Origin of the sequence: Selenomonas sp. AB3002, assembly GCF_000702545.1 — a bacterium.
Classification (GTDB): Bacteria; Bacillota; Negativicutes; order Selenomonadales; family Selenomonadaceae; genus Selenomonas_B; species Selenomonas_B ruminantium_A.
The window spans coordinates 437,761-461,654 of sequence record NZ_JNIO01000002.1 but is presented as its reverse complement, the minus strand read 5'-3'; the positions used below and the strand labels follow the sequence as shown (position 1 = coordinate 461,654).

General features: G+C 53.2%; 26 protein-coding genes. 20 read left to right on the top strand and 6 right to left on the bottom strand.

Annotated elements, in window-relative coordinates; all coding sequences use genetic code 11:
• The first annotated feature begins 59 nt into the window (after positions 1-59).
• From P159_RS0102460 to P159_RS0102440, 5 genes are all read left to right on the top strand, one after another.
• Positions 60-1,673, top strand: a complete 1,614-nt coding sequence (locus P159_RS0102460; RefSeq protein WP_029541113.1) for an MBL fold metallo-hydrolase — start codon at positions 60-62, stop codon at positions 1,671-1,673.
• 13 nt (positions 1,674-1,686) lie between these two features.
• The gene (locus tag P159_RS0102455; protein WP_029541110.1) at positions 1,687-2,391 is read left to right on the top strand and encodes a hypothetical protein; all 705 of its coding nucleotides are present in this window, start codon (positions 1,687-1,689) and stop codon (positions 2,389-2,391) included.
• Between the two features lie 79 nt (positions 2,392-2,470).
• The gene (locus P159_RS0102450; protein WP_029541108.1) at positions 2,471-2,755 is read left to right on the top strand and encodes a hypothetical protein; all 285 of its coding nucleotides are present in this window, start codon (positions 2,471-2,473) and stop codon (positions 2,753-2,755) included.
• 54 nt (positions 2,756-2,809) lie between these two features.
• A complete protein-coding gene (locus P159_RS0102445; protein ID WP_051650059.1) occupies positions 2,810-3,499 on the top strand; it encodes a Crp/Fnr family transcriptional regulator in 690 nt (229 codons plus the stop codon).
• 144 nt (positions 3,500-3,643) lie between these two features.
• Positions 3,644-4,636, top strand: coding sequence for an ATP-binding protein (locus P159_RS0102440; RefSeq protein WP_080705880.1), 993 nt, complete (start codon positions 3,644-3,646; stop codon positions 4,634-4,636).
• A gap of 153 nt (positions 4,637-4,789) precedes the next feature.
• On the opposite strand, the gene P159_RS0102435 is transcribed toward P159_RS0102440, so the two are convergent.
• Together P159_RS0102435 and P159_RS0102430 are read right to left on the bottom strand one after the other, a co-directional pair.
• Positions 4,790-5,329 carry a flavodoxin family protein gene (locus P159_RS0102435; RefSeq protein ID WP_029541103.1) on the bottom strand — a complete coding sequence of 180 codons (540 nt, stop codon included), beginning with the start codon at positions 5,327-5,329 and terminating at the stop codon, positions 4,790-4,792.
• A 131-nt stretch (positions 5,330-5,460) separates the two neighbouring features.
• Complete coding sequence (locus P159_RS0102430; RefSeq protein ID WP_029541100.1) at positions 5,461-5,901, bottom strand: nitrous oxide-stimulated promoter family protein; 441 nt, start codon at positions 5,899-5,901, stop codon at positions 5,461-5,463.
• 203 nt (positions 5,902-6,104) lie between these two features.
• Between P159_RS0102430 and P159_RS20450 the strand changes: the two genes are divergently transcribed.
• The 7 genes from P159_RS20450 (at position 6,105) to P159_RS0102395 (ending at position 12,765) form a co-directional block, all read left to right on the top strand.
• Positions 6,105-6,275 (top strand): hypothetical protein, encoded by a 171-nt coding sequence (locus P159_RS20450; protein ID WP_185753580.1) that lies wholly within the window; start codon positions 6,105-6,107, stop codon positions 6,273-6,275.
• A gap of 9 nt (positions 6,276-6,284) precedes the next feature.
• Positions 6,285-7,544 carry a sensor histidine kinase gene (locus tag P159_RS0102420; protein WP_037376843.1) on the top strand — a complete coding sequence of 420 codons (1,260 nt, stop codon included), beginning with the start codon at positions 6,285-6,287 and terminating at the stop codon, positions 7,542-7,544.
• Positions 7,544-9,025 (top strand): aminotransferase class I/II-fold pyridoxal phosphate-dependent enzyme, encoded by a 1,482-nt coding sequence (locus P159_RS0102415; RefSeq protein WP_029541095.1) that lies wholly within the window; start codon positions 7,544-7,546, stop codon positions 9,023-9,025. Before P159_RS0102420 ends, P159_RS0102415 begins: the two co-directional genes overlap by 1 nt.
• Entirely contained in the window at positions 9,022-9,693 is a 672-nt protein-coding gene (locus P159_RS0102410) for a thymidylate kinase (protein ID WP_029541093.1), read from the top strand. Before P159_RS0102415 ends, P159_RS0102410 begins: the two co-directional genes overlap by 4 nt.
• Positions 9,694-9,709: 16 nt before the next feature.
• Positions 9,710-10,249 carry a ribonuclease M5 gene (gene rnmV, locus P159_RS0102405; protein ID WP_029541090.1) on the top strand — a complete coding sequence of 180 codons (540 nt, stop codon included), beginning with the start codon at positions 9,710-9,712 and terminating at the stop codon, positions 10,247-10,249.
• Positions 10,250-10,258: 9 nt separating this feature from the next.
• Positions 10,259-11,128, top strand: coding sequence for a 16S rRNA (adenine(1518)-N(6)/adenine(1519)-N(6))-dimethyltransferase RsmA (rsmA, locus tag P159_RS0102400; protein ID WP_029541089.1), 870 nt, complete (start codon positions 10,259-10,261; stop codon positions 11,126-11,128).
• Positions 11,129-11,247: 119 nt separating this feature from the next.
• Positions 11,248-12,765 (top strand): Na+/H+ antiporter NhaC family protein, encoded by a 1,518-nt coding sequence (locus P159_RS0102395; RefSeq protein WP_029541086.1) that lies wholly within the window; start codon positions 11,248-11,250, stop codon positions 12,763-12,765.
• A 63-nt stretch (positions 12,766-12,828) separates the two neighbouring features.
• Here the strand turns inward: P159_RS0102395 and P159_RS0102390 are convergent, their stop codons facing one another.
• From P159_RS0102390 to P159_RS0102375, 4 genes are all read right to left on the bottom strand, one after another.
• Positions 12,829-13,119, bottom strand: a complete 291-nt coding sequence (locus tag P159_RS0102390; protein WP_029541084.1) for a hypothetical protein — start codon at positions 13,117-13,119, stop codon at positions 12,829-12,831.
• A gap of 65 nt (positions 13,120-13,184) precedes the next feature.
• Complete coding sequence (locus tag P159_RS0102385) at positions 13,185-14,441, bottom strand: DUF4143 domain-containing protein (RefSeq protein WP_029541082.1); 1,257 nt, start codon at positions 14,439-14,441, stop codon at positions 13,185-13,187.
• A gap of 123 nt (positions 14,442-14,564) precedes the next feature.
• Positions 14,565-15,137, bottom strand: a complete 573-nt coding sequence (locus P159_RS0102380; RefSeq protein WP_029541080.1) for a chromate transporter — start codon at positions 15,135-15,137, stop codon at positions 14,565-14,567.
• Between the two features lie 11 nt (positions 15,138-15,148).
• Positions 15,149-15,733 (bottom strand): chromate transporter, encoded by a 585-nt coding sequence (locus P159_RS0102375; RefSeq protein WP_029541078.1) that lies wholly within the window; start codon positions 15,731-15,733, stop codon positions 15,149-15,151.
• A 183-nt stretch (positions 15,734-15,916) separates the two neighbouring features.
• Between P159_RS0102375 and P159_RS0102370 the strand changes: the two genes are divergently transcribed.
• The 8 genes from P159_RS0102370 (at position 15,917) to P159_RS0102330 (ending at position 23,791) form a co-directional block, all read left to right on the top strand.
• Positions 15,917-16,825, top strand: coding sequence for a radical SAM protein (locus P159_RS0102370; RefSeq protein ID WP_029541075.1), 909 nt, complete (start codon positions 15,917-15,919; stop codon positions 16,823-16,825).
• Positions 16,822-17,010, top strand: coding sequence for a ferredoxin (locus P159_RS0102365; protein ID WP_029541072.1), 189 nt, complete (start codon positions 16,822-16,824; stop codon positions 17,008-17,010). The genes P159_RS0102370 and P159_RS0102365 overlap by 4 nt, the downstream gene beginning before the upstream one ends.
• A gap of 691 nt (positions 17,011-17,701) precedes the next feature.
• A complete protein-coding gene (gene tatA, locus P159_RS0102355) occupies positions 17,702-17,914 on the top strand; it encodes a twin-arginine translocase TatA/TatE family subunit (RefSeq protein ID WP_029541070.1) in 213 nt (70 codons plus the stop codon).
• A gap of 44 nt (positions 17,915-17,958) precedes the next feature.
• Positions 17,959-18,708 carry a twin-arginine translocase subunit TatC gene (gene tatC, locus P159_RS0102350; protein ID WP_318253501.1) on the top strand — a complete coding sequence of 250 codons (750 nt, stop codon included), beginning with the start codon at positions 17,959-17,961 and terminating at the stop codon, positions 18,706-18,708.
• Positions 18,709-18,741: 33 nt separating this feature from the next.
• A complete protein-coding gene (locus P159_RS0102345) occupies positions 18,742-20,202 on the top strand; it encodes a menaquinone biosynthesis decarboxylase (RefSeq protein ID WP_029541065.1) in 1,461 nt (486 codons plus the stop codon).
• Positions 20,199-21,047 carry a 4-hydroxybenzoate octaprenyltransferase gene (locus P159_RS0102340; RefSeq protein WP_318253481.1) on the top strand — a complete coding sequence of 283 codons (849 nt, stop codon included), beginning with the start codon at positions 20,199-20,201 and terminating at the stop codon, positions 21,045-21,047. Before P159_RS0102345 ends, P159_RS0102340 begins: the two co-directional genes overlap by 4 nt.
• A 172-nt stretch (positions 21,048-21,219) precedes the next feature.
• Entirely contained in the window at positions 21,220-22,098 is an 879-nt protein-coding gene (gene folD / locus P159_RS0102335) for a bifunctional methylenetetrahydrofolate dehydrogenase/methenyltetrahydrofolate cyclohydrolase FolD (RefSeq protein WP_029541060.1), read from the top strand.
• 25 nt (positions 22,099-22,123) lie between these two features.
• The gene (locus P159_RS0102330) at positions 22,124-23,791 is read left to right on the top strand and encodes a formate--tetrahydrofolate ligase (RefSeq protein WP_029541057.1); all 1,668 of its coding nucleotides are present in this window, start codon (positions 22,124-22,126) and stop codon (positions 23,789-23,791) included.
• Positions 23,792-23,894: the final 103 nt, after the last annotated feature.

The following is a 23,894-nucleotide window of genomic DNA, read 5'->3' as shown; positions in this document are numbered from 1 at the left end:
ATGAAATATAAAAATAATATGGTAAATGATGGGGGAATTTGTGGGAAGAGGTAGATGAGATGAAAGCTGCTGAACTTATCACTAAGAAGATTAGGGAATTGAATGATGACATGGTGGATGCTGCACGGAATGTGTCTTTGGATGTGGATGATGACACATTACTTGCCGATTTGGCTCGTTGGGCAGCCAGACGGTGCGGGGAAGATGAGGAGGAGGTACTGCGCGAGGTAAAAGCATGGGCAGAGACATGGGGAGATAATGATTCGCTTTTTGCCACGCTGCGATGTATTTTGGAACTAGGCGATGAGTGCAACAAAGAGCGCGACAATCCTCCACCTCCTTGGAAATTCCGTGAATTTTTGGGCTTTCGCGGAATGGAAGAGCGCAACGAATGGTATAAAAAGCGTGTGCATATTACCATTCACCGAGGTACGGGACAAATCGGCGGCAGTGTCACCGAAATTAATATGGGGGAAACGAATATCTTGGTGGACTTTGGCAGTTCGCTGCCGGGGAGCCAGGCTGCGATAAGCGATGATGAACTTATCAAAAAAATATTTCATCGTCGCTATCACCCTATTGATGCGGTGTTCTTCACCCACTACCATGGCGACCATACGGGACTGATTGATAAAATTCCTAAGGAGATTCCTATTTACATGGATGAAACCATGCTGGAAATACTGCGTGTGCTGCACAGGCATACGGGCAACACCGCCATGCAGGATTTGTTGGCCAATCGTGATGGACGTATCCATGATTTGAAGTCAGGGCAGACGATTGTTTTGAAAGATATGAGCATAACGCCCTTTTTCGTTGACCACTCAGCCTATCACGCCAATATGTTTCTCTTTGAGGGAGCAGGACATACCATACTTCACAGTGGTGATTTTAGGAGTACGGGATATACAGGCAGAAGCGTGGAGATTGTTCCCCAGCTGATTCGTGAAAAGATTTACCAGGTAGATGTGCTTATCTGCGAAGGCACCATGATGACCCGTTCTGTCAAGGAAGAACATCTTTTGACGGAAAGGAAATTACAGGAAGAAGTCAGTGCGTATATGCAAGACCACCGTCAGCTCTTTGTCGTTTGTTCTTCGACAAATTTTGACAGCTTGAGTTCCATCTGCCAGGCCGCCAGGGCTAATCAGCTGTCTATTTATGCCAACGATTATATGGTTGATATGCTCAAGACCTTCAGGAAAATAGCGGGAAAGTACAAGAAGGTGTATCGGCTGCCCTTTGTGCATACCATTGGAGAACTTAAGAAACGACATCCGAAGGAAGGTGTCGTGCTTCTCGGCTCCCTGCTCAACAAGAAAATAGAAGATGCTTATACGCTTTATGAAAGATATGGCAGTTATATGAGCGAATTCAATCCTTGCCTGCTCTATTCCATGTGGCGGGGCTATCTGAACCCTGACCACGCTGCCTATAATGAGGGCCTGGCAACATTTGTCAAGCGCTTTGGCGGGCAGGTCAACTACGCCCATTCCACGGGACACGCGGATAAAAAGACCTTGGCGAAGTTCATCGAGGAAATTGCGCCACGGAAGTATATCGTGCCTTTGCATACGGAGAATCCGGCAGGATTTAAGGAACTGAAGATAGAAGATAGGTATAAGGATATGGTGATCTTGCCGAAGGATGGGTGGACGATTGAGGTAAAGTGAGGAGGAATCTCATATGGTAACTAACGTGATAAAACATGCACAAAAATTCGCTGAACAGTGGGGAGAATATATTCGTCAATACAATGGAAAAATTCATTGGCGTAGCAAAGATAAAGGAATAATTATTATTTCACATGATTCCAAACGCCCTATGAATGGTGTCGATTTAAATTCATCAAGTCCGGTTGATGAACAAATAAAAAGACTTGCCTATAATATTGACGAATTCCCAAAAGTTAATTGTAATCGAAAGAGGGAAGAGGAGCACAGTCAACAGGCTAGTTTTGTTTTTGATTTGTTGCAGGATGAGGATTCTGTTGCCATTCAGTCTATAAGAGAGGCATTGAATACAAAGGATATTGTTTTTGCGGGATCTGAAATAGTTCTATATGAAGGAAAAGGCAAATTTCATACAGAACATAAACAAATCATGGATGTTATACTTGTCAGTCCTTCGCAAAAGAGAATATATATTGTTGAGATGAAGAAGCAAAAACCTAGTAAAAATAAGAATCTATCCCCAAATGAGCAGTTGCAAGGCTATATTAAAACGTATAAGGAAAAAGAGTTCTTTTCTTCGTTATGTAAGTTGATATCATGTTATTCTGGGTATAATGTATCTGAGGAATATAGTATGGGTGGTATTATAATACAGGGTTATGAATCTAATACTAGACCTGATATAACATTTGGAGAATTTGTGACGTTTAAATTTTAAAGTCAACATTGATGATGAACTTGAGAATGCAAATATATGTTATATTGGTTAATACCAGCATGGGGGAGATGCCGTGAGCTTGGAACAATTCGACAAGCAAGTTTATGAGTTGTACGAGTTACTGCATAAGGGGGACGCAGTAGATTTCCCAGGATTGAGAAAATCTGCCGCTTATCAGGAACTTTTTCAGGCGGCCCAGGACACTGAGCCGGAAGATTTTGGAGAGTTCCTGGGCTTGTTTGAGTATCTTGCCTTTCATCTTGCGGGTGGTGAGGATGATAAGGCACGGTTCTTTGGCAAGTCAATGGAAGAACTGCCGGATTTGATTTTACAAGATATGGAATCTGTAAATGGCAGTAATTGATAGATTTTATGAGCCTAGTTGAATTAAAGAAGTTTAGTGCAGGATGGTGGGCATTTGGATAATTTGGACAAGGTTGCAGCTATTTTTCAAAAATGCCTGTTGGCAGAGAATATGACAGAAGGTGAGGTGCGGGAGTTCCTGGCTTCCAGCCGTGTGCAGTTAAGGCGCTGCCATAAAGGTGAAGTGGTATTCAATGATGGGGATGTGCCCCAGAGCCTCTATGTGCTCTTGAGCGGCAGGGTGCATATTCAGAAGGAGAGTTTCACTGGGCGGCATATCTTCCTGTCGGAAATCGACGAACCTGGGGATGTGTTTGGGGAGGTGTACCTGCTCATGGGGCGGCCTTACGATATGTATGTGGAGGCTGCCCGTGACACGGAACTGCTGGTGATGGAAAGCGAGGCTTTTTCCCTCACAGGCAAGGAGGTTTCTGAGGCGGCCAGGCTGGTGCAGAGGAATCTTATGCGCATACTTGCCCGCAAGGCTTATTTTATGCACACGAAGCTAAAAGTCCTCTCCAGCGGCAGCCTGAGGGAGAAGATTATCCGCTACCTCTTCTGGGGCATGGATGGGGAAGGCAAGATCCACCTGGACGTGAACAGAGAAAACTGGGCCCAGTATCTGGCCGTGGCCAGACCGTCACTCTCAAGGGAGCTGGGAGCCATGCAGCAGGAAGGCCTGCTGGAGGTCAGGGGCAGGGAGATAAGGGTGCTGGATAAGGCGGCCTTTGAGTCTTACCTGTAATTCAACAAAGAAGTCCCACAGAGGATATTGACCTCCGTGGGACTTTTTCGCATGTGAAATTGTATGGATGACTATCACATTCTATTTTTATATTGTTATTCTATCAGGTTGGTGATAGAATTGTGATAGAAAGTTGGTGATAGTATGATGGAAGATGCCAGGAAATACTGCCAATATAGTTGCTGTCCTTATCTATTGAAGAAGAAACGTAATTACGAGCAGGAGCGCTATTTGGAGCAGGCTCTGACCTTTGAGGAAACGGAGAAATTTTTTGCCCAGGCTGATGTACCCTTTGGTGAGGCACAGCAGAGAACGCTGGGAATCATCAGCGGTGATGGCCAGTATACGAATCTGGGGCTGCTTTTGTCTGAGCAGTGCCAGCACACGGTGAAGGCGGCTGTTTTCTCCGGCAGGAAGCAGGAGGTCTTTCGCAATAGGCGGGAGTTTTCTGGTTCTATCATCAGCCAGGTGAACGGTCTGATAGAATATCTGGATTATTACAATGAAGTTCACAGTGAGATACATGGCATGAGGCGTGTAGACAGCCGGAATTATCCAGTGGAGGCTCTGCGGGAGGCGGTGTTCAATGCCATGGTGCACAGGGACTATGGCTTCAGCGGCAGCACTCTGGTGAGCCTTTATGAGGACCGGCTGGAAATCCTTTCTTTGGGTGGCTTGGCGGAAGGTGTCACTTATCAGGATATGATGATGGGGGTATCTATCCAGCGCAATCCGAAGCTGGCAGAGGTGTTTTTCCGCCTGCACTACATTGAAGCTTTTGGCACTGGTGTGCATCGCATCCTGCGGGAATATGAAGGATGTGCCAGGCAGCCGGAATTTCTGGTTTCGGACAATGCGGTGAAGGTTATCCTGCCCAATATCCATTATGAAGAAGATGTCCCCGTCGTGGGAACGGTCAAGGAACCGAGGGCGATTTATTGCTCAGCGGTTAAGATATCAGATGATATGAGAGTTTACGAAGCCATAGCAAACGGTCTGGACAGTCGCAAGACGTTGCAGGAAGCTATGGGATTTTCGCTGACTAAGACTGTGAATATCCTGCGTCGCCTGCAGGATGAAGGGAAGATCGTCCGCTTGGGCAACGGGAAAACCAGCCGTTACAGCGTGAGAAACTAAAGAGAGGTCTATACGAAGAAGTCCGGCAGGGGGAGAACTCTGCCGGACTTCTTCGTGTGTGTAGTTGTAATGGGGGATTTATAACACAATTGTTAAAACTTTGCCGTAGGCAAAATCTTCCAATTGGTGTTTCAACGAGGTTGGACAACCTCGTTATTGCTTATGCTCCCGGTATTTCTGCCGGAGCACTAGCTTGCGTTTCATCTGGGCCACGAAGTCTGCGGCGGCGGAAAAGTCTTCTTCGTTGGGGTGATTTGCCGCCCGTTTCCAGCGCTCCATGGCTGCGGTGCCGCCGTGGGGGTCATCGGGGGAGGAGTTTTTTCGCTTCTCTATAAGGGCTGGATTTATCTTGCCCTGGCAGCCGAAGGTGCCCAGGATTTCGCAGCCTTCGCCCAGCAGGTACGCTGCCCGCGCGTAGGCGGTGACGGCGTGCTCGCTGCCCGGGTCGGTGCCGTGGGTCTCAAAGAGTATCACCGTGCTGTCTTTGACTTTGGGCAGGTACCTCATCATCTTGGGGTCAGCCCCGCCCAGCCGCAGCCAGTACCCCAGAGCCACTACCTCATAGCCGGACAGATCCTCCGGCATTTCCTCCACCGGCAGCAAGTCAGCTCCGCCAGCGGCCTCTGCGATTTTCTCTGCTATCATCTTCGTGTTTCCCGTCACCGAGGAGTAAAACACGCCCCATTTGCCCATGTGCAACACCCTTTCTGTGTATTCTTCACCATGCTATCATATCGGGGATAAATATTCTGTGATAAATGTTACAAAAACTTCTCAGGGCAAAGAAAAACTGCCGGAGGGCTGAAGCTCTCCGACAGTGGCAATTATTTCTTTTCCTTTTTATCCTTGGACTTCTCTTTGGCCTTGGCCTTGTCATCCACTTTCTTCTGCTGCTGGTACTTGGCGTAGTCAACCCCCATGCTGGCCAGCTTGTGCTTGAAGGCCATGATGGGATGACGCAGGAACATGCTGGTGCTGGTGGAGTTCATGATAGTCAGGAAGTCGTGGGTCTGCTTGGTGCCGAAGCAGGGACGGTCGCAACGGTCGCAGATGGGTTTGGTGATGCCGTAGGGGCAGCGGTTCATCTTGGTCATGACCGTGGCCAGCAGGGCCGTGCACTTGGGGCACAGCTTGTCGCCGGAGGTGTCGTGGTGCTTGTGGCAATAGATGCCGAAGGTCTTGCGGATATTGGCCTTTTCCTTCGGAATGTTGTTCTTTATCTCGGGGGGCTTGCGCTTCGGCAGGAAGCGGGAAAAAATGCTCATTTGTATCACCTTTCGATTGTATAATTGCAAAAATTTAAGCTCTCCCTACTATTTTAAGGGCAAATGGACTTAAAAGCAAGTCGGGGGCTATATTATCCTTGCAGAAAAGCCCTGCTTGAGATACACTAGGTGGGTATGAATAATGATAGGAGGAGATTGAAATAGAATTCCTGAAGAAACACAGCAAGGTCATTTCAAATATATTGGTAGTTATCCTGGTAATCGGTGCCATAGCGGTAAAGGTGGAAGACAGGGGCTGGGATGCGGTGTTCCACGCCGGGGATGCCTATATGCTGGCCGGGGCTTTGCTGGCCTTTGTGGTGCTGAAGATGTTCCTGAAGAAGCATAATCAGGATAACGGCGAGGGAAAGTAAGGTAAACTTATGGGAAAGAGCAAAGAATTCCTGGATGAAGCAGGGAATCTTAGCACGGATGCTCTGAAGTCTATCCTGAACAACACCATAGATACCATCGAGTCCAATAAGGCGCAGATTTTCGAGATTTACGAGACGGCAAGGGACGAGGTGGAACGCAGCAAGCAGCAGCTGGCAGAGCTCAAGACCAGGGCCAGGGAGACCATTGACAGGGTGGACAGCCTGGCCAAAGAAGAGCAACGCGAGAAGCAGAACCTGGTGCGGGTGAGCGGCAACTTTGCCCAGTACTCAGAGGAAAGCATCAAGGCTACCTATGAGAAGGTCAAGGATATCCAGGTGGCTCTAGGCGTGGAGCGGGAGAAGGAGGCAGACCTAAGGGAGCGCCGGGACAAGCTGGAACTGCGGCTGAGGAAGCTGGGCATCATGCTGGACCAGGCAGAGCATCTGGCTCTGGCCATAGGTTCAGTTTTTTCTTATCTCGCTTCCCAGGTCAGTGGTGTCATGTGGAAAATAGAGGCGGTGCAGAAGGAGCAGTTCGTAGGCGCCAGGGTCATCAAGGCACAGGAAGAAGAACGCTACCGCATGTCCAGGGAAATCCATGACGGTCCTGCCCAGGATATGGCCAATATGCTGATCCAGACTTCCATCATAGAAAAGCTTATGGACAAGGATATAGAGGAAGCAAGGCGCACCTTGCAGGAATTGCGGCTGCAGATCAAGGAATGCCTGGGCAGCGTCCGGCAGATTATCTTTGATATGCGTCCTATGGCACTTGACGATTTGGGCTTGGTGCCTGCTCTGCAGCAACTGGTGTCGCGCCTTGCCATCAGGGGCATGATTGCCACGGACTTTTCCGTAGACGGGAATGTCTATGATTTGCCCAAGCATGCTGAGATTGCGGTGTTCCGTATTGTGCAGGAAGCGCTGAACAACATCGTCCACCATGCCGGAGTGCAGGAGGCGAAAGTGCGCCTGCTCTATACGGGAGCGGCGCTGTCTGTGCTGGTGGAGGACAAGGGGGCAGGATTCGACCCTGAGGCCCGCTGGGCTGAGATTGAGTCAGCGGGAGCAGCGGAAGAGCCTGCTGGCGAAAATGCAGAGGATACCAAGAAGGAAGATGCGCTGGGCCACTTTGGCATGATTGGCATGGAGGAAAGGGCCCGCATTATTGGCGCCCAGCTCAAGGTGCTTTCCGCTCCCGGCGAGGGGACGAGAGTGCATTTGAGACTTGAACGGAAGGCGCTTGGCCAAAAGGAACGCAAGCATTGATGGATATGGAAAAGAAAAAACTCTGTGCTCCCATAGCGGAGGCCATGAAGAAATATCGGGAGGATGGGGCTTTGGCCTTCCATACCCCGGGGCATAAGCAGGGCCTGGGAGCCCACCCCCTGCTGCAGGAGCTGATTACAGAAAAAGGCCTGAGGGAGGAAGTCTCCCTGATGGAGGAACTGGATGACCTCCATGAGCCCTCCATGTGCATTGCCGAAGCCCAGAAGCTGGCAGCGGAGCTCTATGGGGCAGGACAGGCTTATTTCTGCATCAACGGCACCACCGGGGCGGTGCAGGCCATGCTGCTGGGAGCACTTTCCTCCGGCGACAAGGTGCTGGTGCCCCGCAATGCCCATCGCTCCATTATCGGGGGACTGATACTTTCCGGGGCAAGGCCGGTGTATCTTCAGCCGGAGATAGATGAAAGGCTGGGTATTCCTGTGGGCCTTGGACTTGAGGCCCTGCAAGAGGCGGTGGAAGCTAACCCGGAGGCCAGGGCGGTGGTGCTGGTCTATCCTACTTACTACGGCACTGCGGTGGATTTGAAGCCTATAGCGGATTTTTTGCACAGCCGTGATATGCTGCTGCTGGTGGATGAGGCCCACGGGCCTCATCTTCCTTTTTCTGAAGGATTGCCCAGTGAAGCCATCGCTGCCGGAGCTGATGCAGCAGCCCTCAGCACCCACAAGATTTTGGGCTCCATGACCCAGACTTCCATGCTGCTGGTGAATAAGGAAACGAAGCTGGACAGGGAAAGGCTCAGGGAAAGCATGAGCCTGCTCCAGTCCACCAGCCCCAACCAGCTCTTGCTGGCTTCCCTGGACATTGCCCGCCTGCAGATGGCAGAGCAGGGCAGTGAGCTGGTGGGCAGGGCGGTGGCCCTGTCCAGGAAACTCAGAGAGGAAATCAATAAGATAGAGGGCCTGTGGTCGCCGGGGGCAGATGATTTCTGCACGCCGGGTGCCTGCGGCCTGGACCTGACGAAAATCACGGTGCAGGTGAAGGAGCTGGGCATTTCGGGGCTGGAGGCAGAGCATTACCTGAGGTTTGAGGAAAAGGTGCAATGCGAGCTGTCCGATAGCTGGAACCTGCTGTTCATAATTTCCTATGCAGATGGGGAAGCTCAGGGGGCAAGGCTGTTGGAAGCCCTGCAAGCCTTGAGCAGGCACGCCAGGAGACTGGGGAAGAAGCCCCTGCGGTCTTGCCTGCCTCCTGAGGCTTCCTTGTGGCAGGAAGCGGAACTGACTCCCAGGGAGGCTTTCTTTGCAGAGAAGGAGAAGGTTGCCTTTGCGGAAGCCGCAGGCAGGATCATTGCAGAGCAGGTCATGTTCTATCCGCCGGGTGTGCCCCTGCTGGTGCCCGGGGAGAGGATAAGCCGGGAGATGCTTGATTATATCGGGACACAGCAGGCCCTGGGCATGAAAATCGTGGGCCCGGAGGATACGAAGCTGAAGACGTTGAAGGTGGTCAAGGAAAAATGAGCAAGGGAAAACTGATTATCATAGAAGCCGGGGACGGCTCCGGCAAGGCTACCCAGACCAAAAAGCTCTATGAAAGGCTGCTGGCTGAAGGCAGGAAGGTTCATAAGGTGGAGTTCCCCGACTATGAAGCGGACGGTTCCATGCTGGTGCGCATGTATCTGCGGGGAGACTTCGGCGGTCATGCGGAGGATGTGAACGCTTATGCCGCTTCCACCTTCTTTGCGGCAGACCGCTATGCCTCCTATCGCATGAAGTGGCAGAAATATTACGCGGCCGGGGATATTATCCTGGCAGACCGCTATACCACCTCCAATATGGTGCATCAGGCGGTCAAATTGACAGATCCGGAAGAACGGGAGAAATTCCTTGAATGGCTTTGGGATTATGAATTCAACAAGCTGGGGCTGCCTGTGCCTGACAAGGTGGTCTTCCTGGATATGGAACCTGAGGCGGCAGACAGGCTCATTGCTGAAAGGGCGAAGGTCACAGGCCAGTCGGATATCCACGAAAAGGACAAGGAATACCTGCACCGCTGCCATGAAGCATATCTGGAACTGGCAGAAAAATACGGCTGGGCAAAAGTGAAATGCAGCGTGGAAGGAAATCCCCTGTCCATAGAGAATATACATGCTGAGGTTTATAGAGCCGTACAGGAAACGCTGGCATGATTTAAGGAGCAAGACATTGATAAAGGAAGTATTAGTAGTCGAGGGCAAGATGGACGTAGTTGCCATCAACAAAGCGGTGGAGGCAGACTGCATCATCACCGAGGGCTTCAACCTGAAGCCCGCTGCCCTGAAGAATATCGAACAGGCCTACAAGAAGCGGGGCATTATCATCCTTACCGACCCGGATTCGGCTGGTGAGCGCATACGCCAGTATCTCACCAAGCGCTTCCCGGAGGCCAAGCATGCCTTTGTGCCTGTGGAAGATGCCACTGCCAACGATGATATCGGCATTGAGCAGGCAGGGCCGGAGGCCATCCGCAAGGCGCTGGCCAAGGTGCATACCCTGAGCTTTGAGCCTTCCAATGAGTTCAGCGGCAGCGACCTCATCATGGCAGGTCTTTCCGGTGGGGCTGAGGCTTCTGCCCGCCGTGCCAGGGCAGGGGAGCTCTTAGGACTGGGCTTTGCCAATGCCAAGACCTTTTTGAAGCGGCTGAATCACTACGGGGTGACCCGTGAGGAATTCGAGGCCGCCGTGGCAGAGCTTGATAGAGATTAAGGAGACAGAATGGATAAAGAAGAAAAAATCGTACAGCCCAAGATTGCCAGCCGTGAGGTGACTACCCATATTCTGAAGGCTTTCGGCCTTCACATGAGCAAGAAACTGGGGCAGAACTTCCTCATTGATGCAGGCATTGTACAGGGCATTGTGGATGCGGCAGATATCCAGCCCGGGGAGCGGGTGCTGGAAATCGGCCCGGGCATTGGCACCCTCACCCAGGGACTGGCAGAGGCCGGGGCCCAGGTCACGGCGGTGGAGCTGGACAAGAAGCTGCCGGCAGTGCTGGCAGAAACCCTCAAGGCCTACCCCAATGTGACCATTGTGCCGGGGGATATCCTCAAGGTTGATATTCCCTCCATCATGGGAGAGGGCACCTTCAAGGTGGCAGCCAACCTGCCCTACTACATCACCACTCCCATCATCATGACTCTGCTGGAGCGCCGCCTGCCTATCGAGCGGCTGGTGACCATGGTGCAGAAGGAAGTGGCTGAGCGCATGATAGCCAGGCCCGGCACCAAGGCTTATGGGGCTCTTTCCGTGGCCGTGCAGTATTACACGGAGCCGGAAATCGTGCTGAATGTGCCGCCACGTTCCTTTATTCCCGCCCCGGAGGTCATGAGCGTGGTCATCGCCTGCAAGGTAAGGGAGACTCCTGCCGTGCAGGTGCAGGATGAGAAGATGTTCTTCCGGGTGGTGAAGGCCTCCTTCGGCCAGCGCCGCAAGACCCTGGCCAATGCCCTCAAAGGCGGCGGCTTCCCCAAGGAGCAGGTGCGTGATGCCATGGAAAAGGCAGGCATCGACCCCACCCGCCGGGGTGAGACTCTCTCTTTGGAGGAGTTCGGCAAACTGGCAGATGCTTTCTCAGAGTTGAATTGATGCTTGTAAATTTGTATACATTGCAAATCCTGTAGTGCTGGTATTGCTACTATGCAAAAAATGTTATACAATTAGACCCATGCGATTCATAAAATAACTTATAGAAAGTAGGCGTATTCATGGCACATACAGCTTGGGCCGTCCTGCCGCCTTTGATTACCATCATCTTGGCGCTATGGACTAAGGAAGTTTATATGTCCCTGTTGATTGGTATCTTTGCGGGGGCCATGCTTTTTACCGGGGGCAGCGTCCTGGAATCTATCCTCACCATGTTCCAGATTTTGGGAGATAAGGTGGGGGGCAACGTCAATATCCTGGTGTTCCTGGTTATACTTGGCATTCTGGTGGCGGCCATCACCCGTTCTGGTGCTACCCGGGCTTATGGCGAGTGGGCGGCCAGGCAGATCAAAGGACCACGCCAGTCCCTGGTGGTGACTGCGCTTTTAGGACTTGTCATCTTCATTGACGATTATTTCAACTGCCTCACAGTGGGTACGGTCATGCGGCCTGTGACGGATAAGTTCAAAGTGGCCCGTACTAAGCTGGCGTATGTCATTGATGCTACGGCAGCACCTATCTGCATCATCGCTCCCGTGTCCAGCTGGGCGGCAGCCGTGGGTTCCTCCCTGCCGGAGGGCAGCGAGATCGACGGCTTCTCCTTGTTCCTGCAGACTATTCCCTTCAATCTCTATGCCCTTCTGACCCTGGCTTTCATGGCTTTCATCATCTGGACGGGCAGGGATTTTGGCGCTATGGGCAGCAGCGTGGAGCGCAGCAATGAGCATTTTGAAGTGCCGGAGGAGTATCAGGATACGGAGCACGCAGCTCTCAGCCGTGAGGGCAAGGGCCAGCTGGTTGACCTTTTCTTGCCCCTGATCGTGCTGATTGGCGCCTGCGTCTTTGGCATGCTCTACACTGGCGGTCTCTTTGCCGGTGAAGGCAAGAGCGTGGCTGATGCCTTTGCGGATTGCGATTCTTCCAAGTCTTTGGTGCTGGGTTCCTTTGTGGCCTTTGTGTTTACGGGGCTGCTCTATCTGCCCCGCCACATTGTCACCTTCAATGCCTTCTGCGACTGCTTCAGCCGCGGTTTCAAGGCCATGACGCCGGCTATCTTTATCCTGTGCCTGGCTTGGACCCTGTCCGGTATCTGCAGTGACAAGTACCTTGATTTGGGCGGTTTCGTAGGCGGTGTGGTCAGCGCCCATGCCTCCATCATCATGTTCCTGCCTCCCATCTTCTTCCTGGTGTCCATCGGTCTGGCTTTTGCCACCGGCACCAGCTGGGGCACTTTCGGCATCTTGATTCCCATTGCCATTGCCATCCTGGGTGTGGAGAATACTTCCATGCTGGTGATCTGCGTGGCAGCCATCCTTTCCGGTGCCGTAGGCGGCGACCATGCTTCTCCCATTTCCGACACCACCATCCTGGCTTCGGCAGGAGCACAGTGCCATCACATCGACCACGTGAGCACCCAGCTGCCCTATGTGCTGACCGTAGGCGCCTGCAGCCTGGTTGGCTATGTAGTGGACGGCTTCACCGGCAACGGTTGGGCCGGCCTGGGTGCAGGCTTTATCTGCCTGGCAGCAGTCATGGCTGTGATTATGGCCAAGGTTGAGCCTGTGCAGGAGCAAGCTTAAAATTTGATAAATAAAAAACTGGGCAAACGACAGCGAATTGTCGTTTGCCCAGTTTTTCTTTTCTCACTGGCAGGACGCCTGATGATTGGCATATCTGGCCAGGGCCAGGGTGTAGGCGTCAGGCCGCTGCCCATCGGGGGCAAGTCCTGTGCGGAGATATTCCTGGGCCCGCTCCACGTCTTTTTTCATCTTGCCGCTATGCTGCCAGGCATGCCACAGGGACAGCACACCCCAGGCGGTGCCAAAGGCCAGGTGCAGCTTCTTGCCTGCAAAGATGGTGGCCACGGTGCCCACCGAAGCAATAGCCAAAGGCCAGCCCAGCGGGGCTTTCTGAAGGTTTTCTTTGATGTGCATAGATGGTTCCTCCTTTTTTCATTTTTGTTCATACTAATATTATACACCATTGCTGAAGTTAGGATTTACATTCCAAGCAAATATACAGGATATGTCCAGGCTTCCTCGTTGATAGGGCGTATTTTATCGCAGGTATCAATAACCAGTCCGGTTTTTATGGGCTGGTTATATTTTTTTAGGACGGAAAAGTTCTTGGTGGGGGTATTGGGGTTCAGGCCTTTTTTTATTTCTATGGGATAGATACTGTCTTGCTGGACATAGATAAGGTCTACCTCTTTCTGGTCTATATCCCTGTAGTAGAAAAGATAAGCCTTGGGGTCAAGGCCGTGGGCATGGGCGTTTTTCAGGATTTCGCTTACCACATAGGTTTCGAAGAAAGCACCACTCATGGCGCAGCTTTCCAGCATTTCGGCATTGGGCCATTTACAGAGATAGGCGCAGAGGCCTGTATCCATGAAGTAGACTTTGGGGGCTTTGATGATGCGCTTGGACATTTTGGCCATATAGGGTTGCAAGAGAAAGATAATACCAGAGGTTTCAAGTATGGAAAGCCATCTTTTGCAGGTGCGGGTGTCGATGCCCACGGCATTGGCCAGCTCTCCGGGATGGAATTCTTGGGCGGTGCGCAGGGCCAGGAGGGAAATGAAGTTGCGGAAGGTAAGTTCATTGTCGGCGGCGATTATTTTGCGGATGTCTTTCTCGATGTAGGTATTGACATAGGACTTGAAGTATAGTTCTCGCTCGGATACTTGGGTGCAGATGTCCGGCATACCGCCTTGGAAGATGTCCGCAAAGATTTCCTTGCGGGAGCGATAGGGGATTTTCAGTTGTTTCTCACGCTTGAGCAGTGGGGGGATTTCCGGCTGGAAAAGGCTGCCGATGGAGTTTTGCTTTTCTGCCTGGGAAAAGGAGGTCATTTCCAGGATTCCGCAGCGTCCGGCCAGTGAATCAGATACCCCTTGCTGGAGTTCGAAGCGGTTGGAGCCACTGAGAATATACATGAGCTGTCGAGTCTGGTTGCTGTTCAGCCAGGCTAGCCGCTGTTCGTCTATGCGCTTCTTTATCTCATCGAGCAGCAGAGGAGCTTTTTGTATTTCATCAATGACTAGGGGCCAGCCGTAGGTTTCGAGGAACAGCTTGGGATTGTTTAGGGCAAGGTTGCGATCCTCTGCATCGTCTAATGTAACTTTGGCGTAGTTTTCGCCAAAGATGTGATTGATTGTGGTGGATTTGCCTACCTGTCTGGCACCGTATATGACAATGCAGGGAAATGATTCGCCCATCTTCCTGATGGCTTCTTCAATAGTACGCTTTATATACATATTTTGTTACCTTTCGATCAAATCAGCAGTGGATTGTTTGTTTAATCGAAGTATAGCAAAAAAGTCCGATCAAATCAACAGTAGAATGTCGATTTAATCGGACTGCCCTTTTGAAATGAGGTCTTAGAAGAATTTTCCCATCATGCCCAGCAGGAGTCCGCAGACCCCTGAGCCTGCCAGTAGTTTGATAACACTGACCTTTAGGCGTACTGCGATGAAGGTGGCTATAAGCATGATGATGCCGATGAGGTCTAGGTTTTCGAGGGGACTGGCGGGCAGGGTTTCTTCGTTCCAGAGGGAGAGAATGATAAAGCCCAGGCCTGCGGAGCAGATGAGGGCGATGACGGCGGGGCGCAGGCCGTTCAGGATGCCGCGGATGATGCCGATGTCACCGTATTTGAAGAAAAGCTTGGCCACGATGATGCAGAGGATCAGGGAGGGGGTGACGAAGCCAAAGGTGGCCAGGATGGCACCGGCTGTGCCTGCCACTTTCATGCCGGCGAAGGTGGCGGCGTTGATGCCGATGGGGCCGGGGGTCATTTGGGAGATGGTGAAGATGTCCACGAACTCGCTGAGGGTCAGCCAGTGGTTGCCGTCCACCACGGCGGCCTGGATGAGAGGCATGGAGGCATAGCCGCCGCCTACGCAGAAGAGGCCTACTTTCACGAATTCCCAGTAAAGCAAAAGATAAATCATAGTCAGCCTCCTCAGTTATATCTGGCACTGCGCATAAAGGCGAGGCCAATAAGGCCGTCCAGCACTACCAGCAGCATGATGTTGATGTCGAAGCAGTAATTGGCGATAAAAGTGCCCGCGATGATGGCCAGAGGCAGAGCCAGCTTCTTTTTCAGCTGCTTCTTCAGGAGGTCATAAGCCACGTTCACGATGATGGCCGTGGCACCGCACTGCATGCCCTTCAGGGCGTAGCGCACATATTCGTTGTTGGCGAAAAGCTCATAGAAGCAGGAAATGATGGAAATGGTGATCAGCGGCGGCAGGATGGTAGCGAAAAGGGCGGTGAGGGTGCCAGCAAGCCCAGCCATGCGGTAGCCCAGCATGATGGCAGAGTTGCAGGCCACCACCCCTGGCATGGACTGGGCAATGGAAACCAGGTTCAGGGTTTCCTTGTCGTCCAGCCAGCCGTATTCGTCAACATATTTGGCCCTTAGCAGGGGGATGATCACAAAGCCGCCCCCCACGGTAAAGGCGCTGATGAGAAAGGTGGATTTGAAAAGCTCCCAGAAAAAATGGGGCGTGGATTTTCGCACTTGGGCAAGTTCTTCTTCGGACATGAAATTCCTCCTTAGGATAGTGAAAAATGTAACAATATAAAGGCCTAAGCCTTCTGATATGCAGTTTCAACTTTATTATAGCACTATGATTATATCTTAAAAGAGTTTTAAGACAAATTCCAGAAATCCTCTTGCCAACCCTTATGGCAGGTGATAGCCTTTTTACCAAGGAGCGTGTAAGAAATGACTATTGATCTGCATAACTGCCGCCTCTGTCCCAGGGATTGCGGCGTGGATAGATATAAGGGGACCGGCTTCTGTGGGGCAGGAGATAAGGCTAGGGTGGCCCTTGTCTCCCTGCATCCTTGGGAGGAACCCTGCCTCACGGGTGAAAAGGGGGCGGGGACGGTGTTCTTCTCCTATTGCAACCTGCGCTGCTGTTTCTGCCAGAACCATGAAATCAGCCACGGGGGCAAGGGGGAGGAAGTGACTGAGGTGCGTCTGGCTGAGATTTTCCTGGAGCAGCAGGAGCGGGGGGCGGCCACGCTGGATTTGGTGACACCCACCCACTATGTGCCGCAGATCATCAGCGCCCTTGGCCTTGCCAGGGACAAAGGCTTCAGCCTGCCTGTGGTCTACAATTCCAGCGCTTATGAAAAAGTCGAAACTATCGAAGCCTTGAAGGGCAGGGTGGATATCTACCTGCCGGACTTGAAATACTTCAGCGGGGAAAGCGCAAGGGCTTACTCTGAGGCAAAGGATTATCCAGAGACCGCCAAAGCTGCCATCAGGGCCATGTTCCATCAGGTGGGGCCCCTGCAGTTCCGTGAGGACGGCAGTCTTGAGAGCGGCGTTATCGTCCGTCACATGGTGCTGCCAGGACACCGCCATGAGAGCATGGAGATTCTGGACTGGCTCTGGCAGGAGTTTGGGGATGAGGTGCAGCTAAGTCTCATGAGCCAGTATACACCCATGTATAGGGCAGGAGAGCATAAGAACTTGAGCCGCCGCCTTACCACCTTTGAGTACGATTCTGTGGTGGAGCACGCGTTGAAGCTGGGCATTACCCGCTGCTACACCCAGGAACGCCGCGCTGCCAGCGAGGAATACGTGCCGGAGTTCGACGGCAGGGGCGTAAGGAGGCAGCCATGAGAGGATATGTGGACGAAAATCTTTGCGTAGCCTGCGGCCTCTGCGCCCAAGCCTGCCCCGAAGGCTTCCGCATGGGAGAGCAGGGGTTGGCAGAGGGGTATCGGGAACTGCCTGATTATGCCATAGACGATGCCCTGCAGGCAGCAGAGGACTGCCCGGTGGGGGCAATCAAGATTGATTTCTGATAGTATATAACTCGGAAGAAGATGTCCCCCACCTCTATAGGTGGGGGGGCGAATATCATAACAGGCGGGAGCGCATATCTCCCGCCTCGTTGAAACGCTGATTGGAAGATTTTGTCTATCGACAAAATCTGAACAATGGCGTTATAAATAAAAGGCCCGGCCTTTTGAGCCGGGCTGCCCTTGGGTTCGTTACTCCCTTAGGCGGGGATACTAATTGCGGGAGTCTTGTCGCTCGTCAAGCCACTTGCAAATGTAGTGAGCTACAATGCTTGCGACTATCGAGAGCAGTAGGTTAAGGAAGATTAACATGGCCCCACCTCCTTTCGGCGGTGGTCCCGCAACAGGGTATATTCTAGCAAAATATTGCGTTTCTGACAAATAAATGCTATAATTCAAGTATGCAAAAGGTTGAGGAAGATATTGCATGGACGAGACCTCTCGGAGTCGTTAACCGAGAGGTCATTTTTATGTGTGAGATTTTGTCTGTCGACAAAATCTGAACAGTTGCGTTATAATGTATAATAGTTGTTTATAACGAGTACAAGATGTCCCCCACTTCTATAAGTGGGGGCGGTAACTTACTAACAGGCGGCGAGTTAATATCTCCCGCCTCGTTGAAAGGCCAAGAGGAAGTTTTGCCTTCGGCAAAACTGGAACAATGGCCTTATAATAAGAAATGGGAGGAATCATAATGTTCGGTTTAGGTGTACCAGAACTTATTATCATCTTGATCATCGGCCTGGTGCTTTTTGGTCCTGGCAAGCTGCCTGATGTGGGCAAGGCTTTGGGCAAGAGCATCCGGGAGTTCAAGTCTGCCACTACGGAGCCGGAGAAGTCTGAGGACAAGATGGTGAATGTGACGGAGCAGCCCAAGGAACTCTCCGAAAAGAATGATAAGGGCTGATGGCGTTGGCAGAGTTAGAAAATAACAAACAGGCAGAGCAGGCCTTGCCGGCGGCCCAGGCGGGCGGTGAGATCATCTCCGAGGTGACGGAGGCAGACGATGACGGCAGCATGAGCCTGACGGCCCATCTGACAGAGTTGCGGAGCCGCCTCATCAAGAGCCTTATTGCCGTGGCTCTGGGCAGCTGCGTGGGCTATTATTTCATCGAGACCATCATGCACTACCTCACCTTGCCGGTGGGGAAGCTCTACTTCATGCAGCCTTCGGAGGCCTTCTTCACCTACCTCAAGGTATCGGTGTTCGTGGGCTTCCTGCTGGCGCTGCCGGTGGTGTTCTTCCATGTGTGGCGGTTCTTTTTGCCTGCCCTCACGGTGCGGGAGCGCATGGTGCTGGGGCTTATCGTGCCCGCTTCGGTGGTGCTGTTTTTCATCGGCCTGGCCTTTTCCTTTTTCCTGGTGCTGCCTACGGCGGTGAAGTTCTTCATGGGCTTCGGGGGCGCGGATTTGGAGGCCATGTTCTCCGTGGGGAATTACTTTGATTTCGTGCTGACCTTCGTGCTGCCCTTCGGCTTTGTGTTCGAGCTGCCGCTCATTATCACTATCTTAGGCAAGATGGGGCTAGTGAGTTCGGCCTTTTTGGGGCGGCATTTCCGCATCGTGATATTCCTGTCCTTCGTGATAGGCGCCATCATCACCCCCACGCCGGACATCTTCACCCAGTCCATGATTGCCCTGCCCATGTTCCTGCTTTACGGAGTGGGGTATGTCATTGTCCGTTATGTTTTGCATAAGTGAGGAACAAACGGGCTTTTTTAAGGAGGAATCTCATTGGCATATAAGGATTTGCGCGAGTTCATGGAGGTGCTGGAAAGCCGGGGCCTCTTGAAGCGCGTCAAGACGGAAGTTGACCCGGAGCTGGAAATCACAGAGATTGTAGACCGCATTTCCAAGGGGCCGGAGGACAAGAACGTGGCCATTCTCTTTGAGAAGGTGAAGGGCTCCTCCATGCCCGTGCTCATCAATGCCTTTGGCAGCTATGAGCGCATGTCCCTGGCCATGGGCGTGGAGAAGCTGGATGATATCGCAGAGGAACTGCGGGAAATGCTGAAGCTGCCCTATGTGTCCCTGCAGAACAAGATGAGTGTCATCACCATGATCCCCATGATCAAGAATGCGGTGAATTTCCCCAAGTATGTGAAGTCCGCCCCCTGTCAGGAAGTGGTGGAGACGGAAAATCCCAATCTGGATGAAATCCCCATTCTCAAGTGCTGGCCGGAGGACGGCGGTCCCTTCGTGACCCTGCCTCTTGTCTTTACCAAGAATCCTAAGACCGGCAAGCGCAATGTGGGCATGTACCGCCTGCAGAAGTACGACAGCCGTACCACGGGCATGCACTGGCATATCCACAAGAACGGGGCGGAGAACTATCGGGATATGGAGGCCGCTGGCGGCGAGAAAATAGAGTGCGCCGTGGCCATCGGCACGGATCCTGTGCTGACTTATGCAGCTACGGCTCCCCTGCCCAGGGATATTGACGAAATGGTCTTTGCCGGATTCCTGCGGCACAAGTCTGTGGAAATGGTGAAGTGCAAGACCGTGGACATCGAGGTGCCAGCTACGGCGGAAATCATTCTGGAGGGCTATGTGCTGCCCCATGAGAGCCGCATTGAGGGACCTTTTGGCGACCATACGGGCTATTACTCTCTGGCAGACGAGTACCCCGTGTTCCATATCACCGCTATCACCCACAGGGAAAATCCCATTTACTTTGCCACGGTGGTGGGACGTCCTCCCATGGAGGATGCGTATCTGGCCAAGGCTACGGAGCGTATCTTCCTGCCTCTCCTGCAGCAGATGCTGCCTGAGGTGAAGGATATCAATATGCCCATTGAGGGCGTTTTCCACGATTGCTGCATTGTTTCCATCAAGAAGCAGTTCCCCATGCACGCCCGGAAGGTCATGCACGCCCTCTGGGGCATGGGCCAGATGATGAACGTGAAGATGATCATCGTGGTGGACGACCATGTGGATGTGCAGGACTATGCCCAAGTGGCCTGGCGGGTGTTCAACAACATCGATGCCGACCACGATCTGGAAATCGTGCATGGTCCCTTGGATGTATTGGATCATTCCTCACCCATGGCCAAGTGGGGGGCCAAGCTGGGCATTGATGCCACCAAGACCTGGCCTGAGGAAGGCCATGCCCGCCAGTGGCCCGAAGAAGTGGCCACACCCGAGGCCGTGAAGGCGCGAGTAGATGCCAAATGGAAGGAGCTAGGACTGGATTGATCAGCATAAAGGCCCATATCAACAATGTGGCTCTGCACCACACCCTCTTTGACCTGCCCTTTGGCTTGATGGCGGCGGTGCTGGCTGCAGATGGCCACCCTGAGCCTATGGTGCTCCTGTGGGTGGCTTTGGCCATCACCACGGGCAGGGCGGCGGCTCTGGCTATGGACAATCTGGCAGACCTCAAATATGACAGCCAGCAGCCCCGCATGGCCTATCGTGCCATGGTGCGGGGGGAGATAACCAAGCGCGAGGCAAAGGTGTTCATCATCATCTGCCTGGCTCTTATGGTGCTTTCCGTGGCCCAGCTCCAGCCTATCTGTCTCTATCTGCTGCCTGTGGCTGCGCTACCCTGCCTGGTTTATCCTTACATGAAGCGGATTACGGGCTGGGTGCATCTTTTCCTGGGGCTGGCCATTGCCATGGCTCCCGCGGGGGGCTGGGTGGCTGTCCGGGGCACTATTGATGCGCCCATGATCGTGCTGTGCACGGCAGTGGCTCTGTGGATTGGGGCCTTTGATGCCATGTACGGGGCACAGGATGAGGAATTCGACAAGAGCCAGGGGCTCCATTCCCTGGCAGTTTCCTATGGCGGTGTGGGGGCCTTCAGGATTTCCAAGGTGCTCCACGTGATTTGTGTTGCTTGTTTCTTTGCCGTGGGCATCATGCTTTCCCTTCATTCCCTTTACTTTGTGGGGGTGGGCATTGCCGCAGGTACTTTGTACTATCAGCACAGCATTGTGTCACCTACGGATTTTTCCCGGGTGACCCAGGCTTATTTCCTGCGCAATGGCGTTGTCTCTGTGGCAATCTGCCTCTGCGCCTGGGTGAGCTATTATCTTTGAGTTGAACGTCGGCAGTTTCTGCCGGCGTTTTTCTGATATAAGGCCTTCCCCTATGGGGAAGGTGGCAGTCCGCAGGACTGACGGATGAGGTGGGGCGTTTTGAGCTGTATAAGCTAGACAGGTTTGGCTTCATCTCATTGAAGACAGATTATTATCGTATGGAGGGGTTCATTTGTCAGCAAGGTTATTGGAAGGAAAGGTTTTTGCCGGGCAGTTCAAAGAAGATGCCAAAGAAAGGGCAGACAGGCTGGAGGAAAAATACGGTGTGCGCCCGGGGCTGGCGGTCATCATCGTGGGCCATGACCCGGCTTCCGAGGTCTATGTGCGGAACAAGCACAAGGCTTGTGAGGAACTGGGCATCTATTCCGAGGTCATTGAAATGGCCGAGGACAGCTCCAAGGAAGAAATCTTAGCCAGGATTGACAGCCTGAACAAGGACGCGAAAATCCACGGCATCCTGGTGCAGCTGCCCCTGCCCAAGGCCCTGCGCTCCGCTGAGGAGGAAATCTTGGACAGCATTGACCCTGTGAAGGACGTGGACGGCTTCCACCCTGTCAATGTAGGACGCATGGTGAAGGGGGAGGAGGCTCTCCTGCCCTGCACCCCTCATGGCTGCCTGAAGATGCTGGAACTGGCGGGCATTGAAATTGAAGGGAAGAAAGCCGTAGTGGTGGGCCGCAGCAATATCGTGGGCAAGCCCATGCTGCACCTGCTGCTGGCCAGGAACGCCACCGTCACCATCTGCCATTCCCGTACGGAGAATCTGCCTGCAGTGACCCGGGAGGCGGATATCCTGGTGGCAGCCGTAGGACGTCCCAAGTTCATCACCGCCGATATGGTGAAGGAAGGGGCTACGGTCATTGATGTGGGCATCAACCGCCTGCCTCCTGCCGAGCCGGGAGCCAAGGAGAAACTTGTGGGTGATGTGGACTTCGAGGCCGTAAAGGAAGTGGCAGGAGCCATAACCCCCGTACCCGGCGGCGTGGGCCTCCTGACGGTGGCTATGCTGATGGAGAATGTGGTGCAGGCTGCAGAAATGCAGCTTGCCTGATAGTTTGGATGTAGGAGGAAAAGCCATGAAAAGCGATGTGGAGATTGCACAGGAAGCCAAAATGCAGCCTATCAAGGAAATTGCCGCCAGCCTGGGCCTTACTGAAGATGACCTGGAACTTTACGGCAAGTACAAGGCCAAGCTCACTGCCGAGGTCTGGAACAACGTGAAGGACAGGAAGAACGGCAAGCTGGTGCTGGTGACGGCCATCAACCCCACTCCTGCCGGAGAGGGCAAGACCACCACCAGCGTGGGCCTGGCCGATGCCCTGCACCGCATGGGCAGGAAAGTGAGCGTGGCTCTGCGTGAGCCTTCCCTGGGTCCATGCTTCGGCCTCAAGGGCGGCGCTGCCGGGGGCGGCTATGCCCAGGTAGTGCCCATGGAGGATATCAACCTGCACTTCACCGGTGATTTCCATGCCATCACCACCGCTCACAACCTGCTGGCAGCAGTGATAGACAACCATCTCCAGCAGGGCAATGCCCTGGACCTTGACGTGCGCCGCATTGTCTGGAAGCGGGTGCTGGACCTCAATGACCGGGCTCTCCGCCATGTGGTGGTAGGCATGGGGGGCAAGCCTCACGGGGTGCCCCGGGAGACGGGCTTCGACATCACCGTGGCTTCCGAGATGATGGCCATTCTCTGCCTGGCTTCCGACCTGCAGGACATGAAGAAGCGCCTGGGAGAGATCGTGGTGGCCTACACCCGCAGCGGCAGGGCAGTCAGGGCTGATGAGCTGGGTGTCACCGGGGCCCTCACCCTGTTGTTCAAGGATGCCATCAAGCCCAATCTGGTGCAGACCCTGGAGGGTACCCCTGCCTTTATCCACGGCGGTCCCTTCGCCAATATTGCCCACGGCTGCAACAGTGTCATGGCCACCAAGCACGCCCTGAAGCTTTCCGATATCGTGGTGACGGAGGCAGGCTTCGGCGCTGACCTGGGGGCTGAGAAGTTCCTGGATATCAAGTGCCGCTTCATGGGCGTGCATCCCGATGCGGTGGTCATCGTGGCAACCGTCAGGGCCCTGAAGATGCACGGCGGCCTGGCCAAGGACCAGCTGGGCAAGGTGGATATGGAGGCTCTGGAGAAGGGCCTGGCCAACCTTTCCAAGCACATCGAGAGCATCAAGGGCTTCGGCCTGCCCGCCGTGGTGGCTGTGAACGCATTCCCCACGGATACGGCAGAGGAACTGAAGTTCGTGGAGGCTGAGTGCAACAAGCACGGTGCCCAGGTGGCCATTTCCGAAGTCTGGGCCAAGGGCGGCGAGGGCGGCCAGGCGCTGGCAGAGAAGGTTCTTGCTGCCATGGAGCAGCCTGCTGACTTCCACCTTACCTATGAGGTGGAGCAGTCCATTCCTGAAAAGCTCACCGCCATTGCCAGGAAGATTTACGGGGCAGACAAGGTGGTTTTCGCGCCGTCTGCCAAGAAGCAGCTGGAGGAAATCGAGGCCCTGGGCTTTGACAAGATGCCTGTCTGCGTGGCCAAGACCCAGTATTCCCTTTCCGATGACCCGGCTAAATTGGGGCGTCCTGAGGGCTTTGCCATCACCGTAAGGGAACTCAGAGTTTCTGCCGGAGCAGGCTTTATCGTGGCCCTTACCGGCAGCATCCTCACCATGCCGGGGCTGCCTGCTCATCCTGCGGCAGAGAAAATGGATATTGATGCCGAAGGGCGCATTACGGGACTATTCTAAAGGTTTGACAAAAGCAGGCCGTGGCTCTTAAAATAGAATGAGGAAAATCCTTTGGGATGCGTCCCGAAGAATATAGCGGGCGGCAGTAAAGGGCCGCCTGCCT

Excerpts from the sequence above, each read along its gene's own strand:
- rsmA (WP_029541089.1), top strand. The coding sequence starts at position 10,259 with ATGGATAAAGAAGAAAAAATCGTACAGCCCAAGATTGCCAGCCGTGAG.
- P159_RS0102410 (WP_029541093.1), top strand. The coding sequence starts at position 9,022 with ATGAGCAAGGGAAAACTGATTATCATAGAAGCCGGGGACGGCTCCGGC.
- P159_RS0102440 (WP_080705880.1), top strand. The coding sequence starts at position 3,644 with ATGATGGAAGATGCCAGGAAATACTGCCAATATAGTTGCTGTCCTTAT.
- P159_RS0102415 (WP_029541095.1), top strand. The coding sequence starts at position 7,544 with ATGGATATGGAAAAGAAAAAACTCTGTGCTCCCATAGCGGAGGCCATG.
- P159_RS0102430 (WP_029541100.1), bottom strand. The coding sequence starts at position 5,901 with ATGAGCATTTTTTCCCGCTTCCTGCCGAAGCGCAAGCCCCCCGAGATA.
- P159_RS0102435 (WP_029541103.1), bottom strand. The coding sequence starts at position 5,329 with ATGGGCAAATGGGGCGTGTTTTACTCCTCGGTGACGGGAAACACGAAG.
- P159_RS0102385 (WP_029541082.1), bottom strand. The coding sequence starts at position 14,441 with ATGTATATAAAGCGTACTATTGAAGAAGCCATCAGGAAGATGGGCGAA.
- P159_RS0102380 (WP_029541080.1), bottom strand. The coding sequence starts at position 15,137 with ATGATTTATCTTTTGCTTTACTGGGAATTCGTGAAAGTAGGCCTCTTC.
- P159_RS0102330 (WP_029541057.1), top strand. The coding sequence starts at position 22,124 with ATGAAAAGCGATGTGGAGATTGCACAGGAAGCCAAAATGCAGCCTATC.
- P159_RS0102370 (WP_029541075.1), top strand. The coding sequence starts at position 15,917 with ATGACTATTGATCTGCATAACTGCCGCCTCTGTCCCAGGGATTGCGGC.
- P159_RS0102420 (WP_037376843.1), top strand. The coding sequence starts at position 6,285 with ATGGGAAAGAGCAAAGAATTCCTGGATGAAGCAGGGAATCTTAGCACG.
- P159_RS0102375 (WP_029541078.1), bottom strand. The coding sequence starts at position 15,733 with ATGTCCGAAGAAGAACTTGCCCAAGTGCGAAAATCCACGCCCCATTTT.
- P159_RS0102460 (WP_029541113.1), top strand. The coding sequence starts at position 60 with ATGAAAGCTGCTGAACTTATCACTAAGAAGATTAGGGAATTGAATGAT.
- P159_RS0102390 (WP_029541084.1), bottom strand. The coding sequence starts at position 13,119 with ATGCACATCAAAGAAAACCTTCAGAAAGCCCCGCTGGGCTGGCCTTTG.
- P159_RS0102455 (WP_029541110.1), top strand. The coding sequence starts at position 1,687 with ATGGTAACTAACGTGATAAAACATGCACAAAAATTCGCTGAACAGTGG.
- tatA (WP_029541070.1), top strand. The coding sequence starts at position 17,702 with ATGTTCGGTTTAGGTGTACCAGAACTTATTATCATCTTGATCATCGGC.
- P159_RS0102395 (WP_029541086.1), top strand. The coding sequence starts at position 11,248 with ATGGCACATACAGCTTGGGCCGTCCTGCCGCCTTTGATTACCATCATC.
- P159_RS0102365 (WP_029541072.1), top strand. The coding sequence starts at position 16,822 with ATGAGAGGATATGTGGACGAAAATCTTTGCGTAGCCTGCGGCCTCTGC.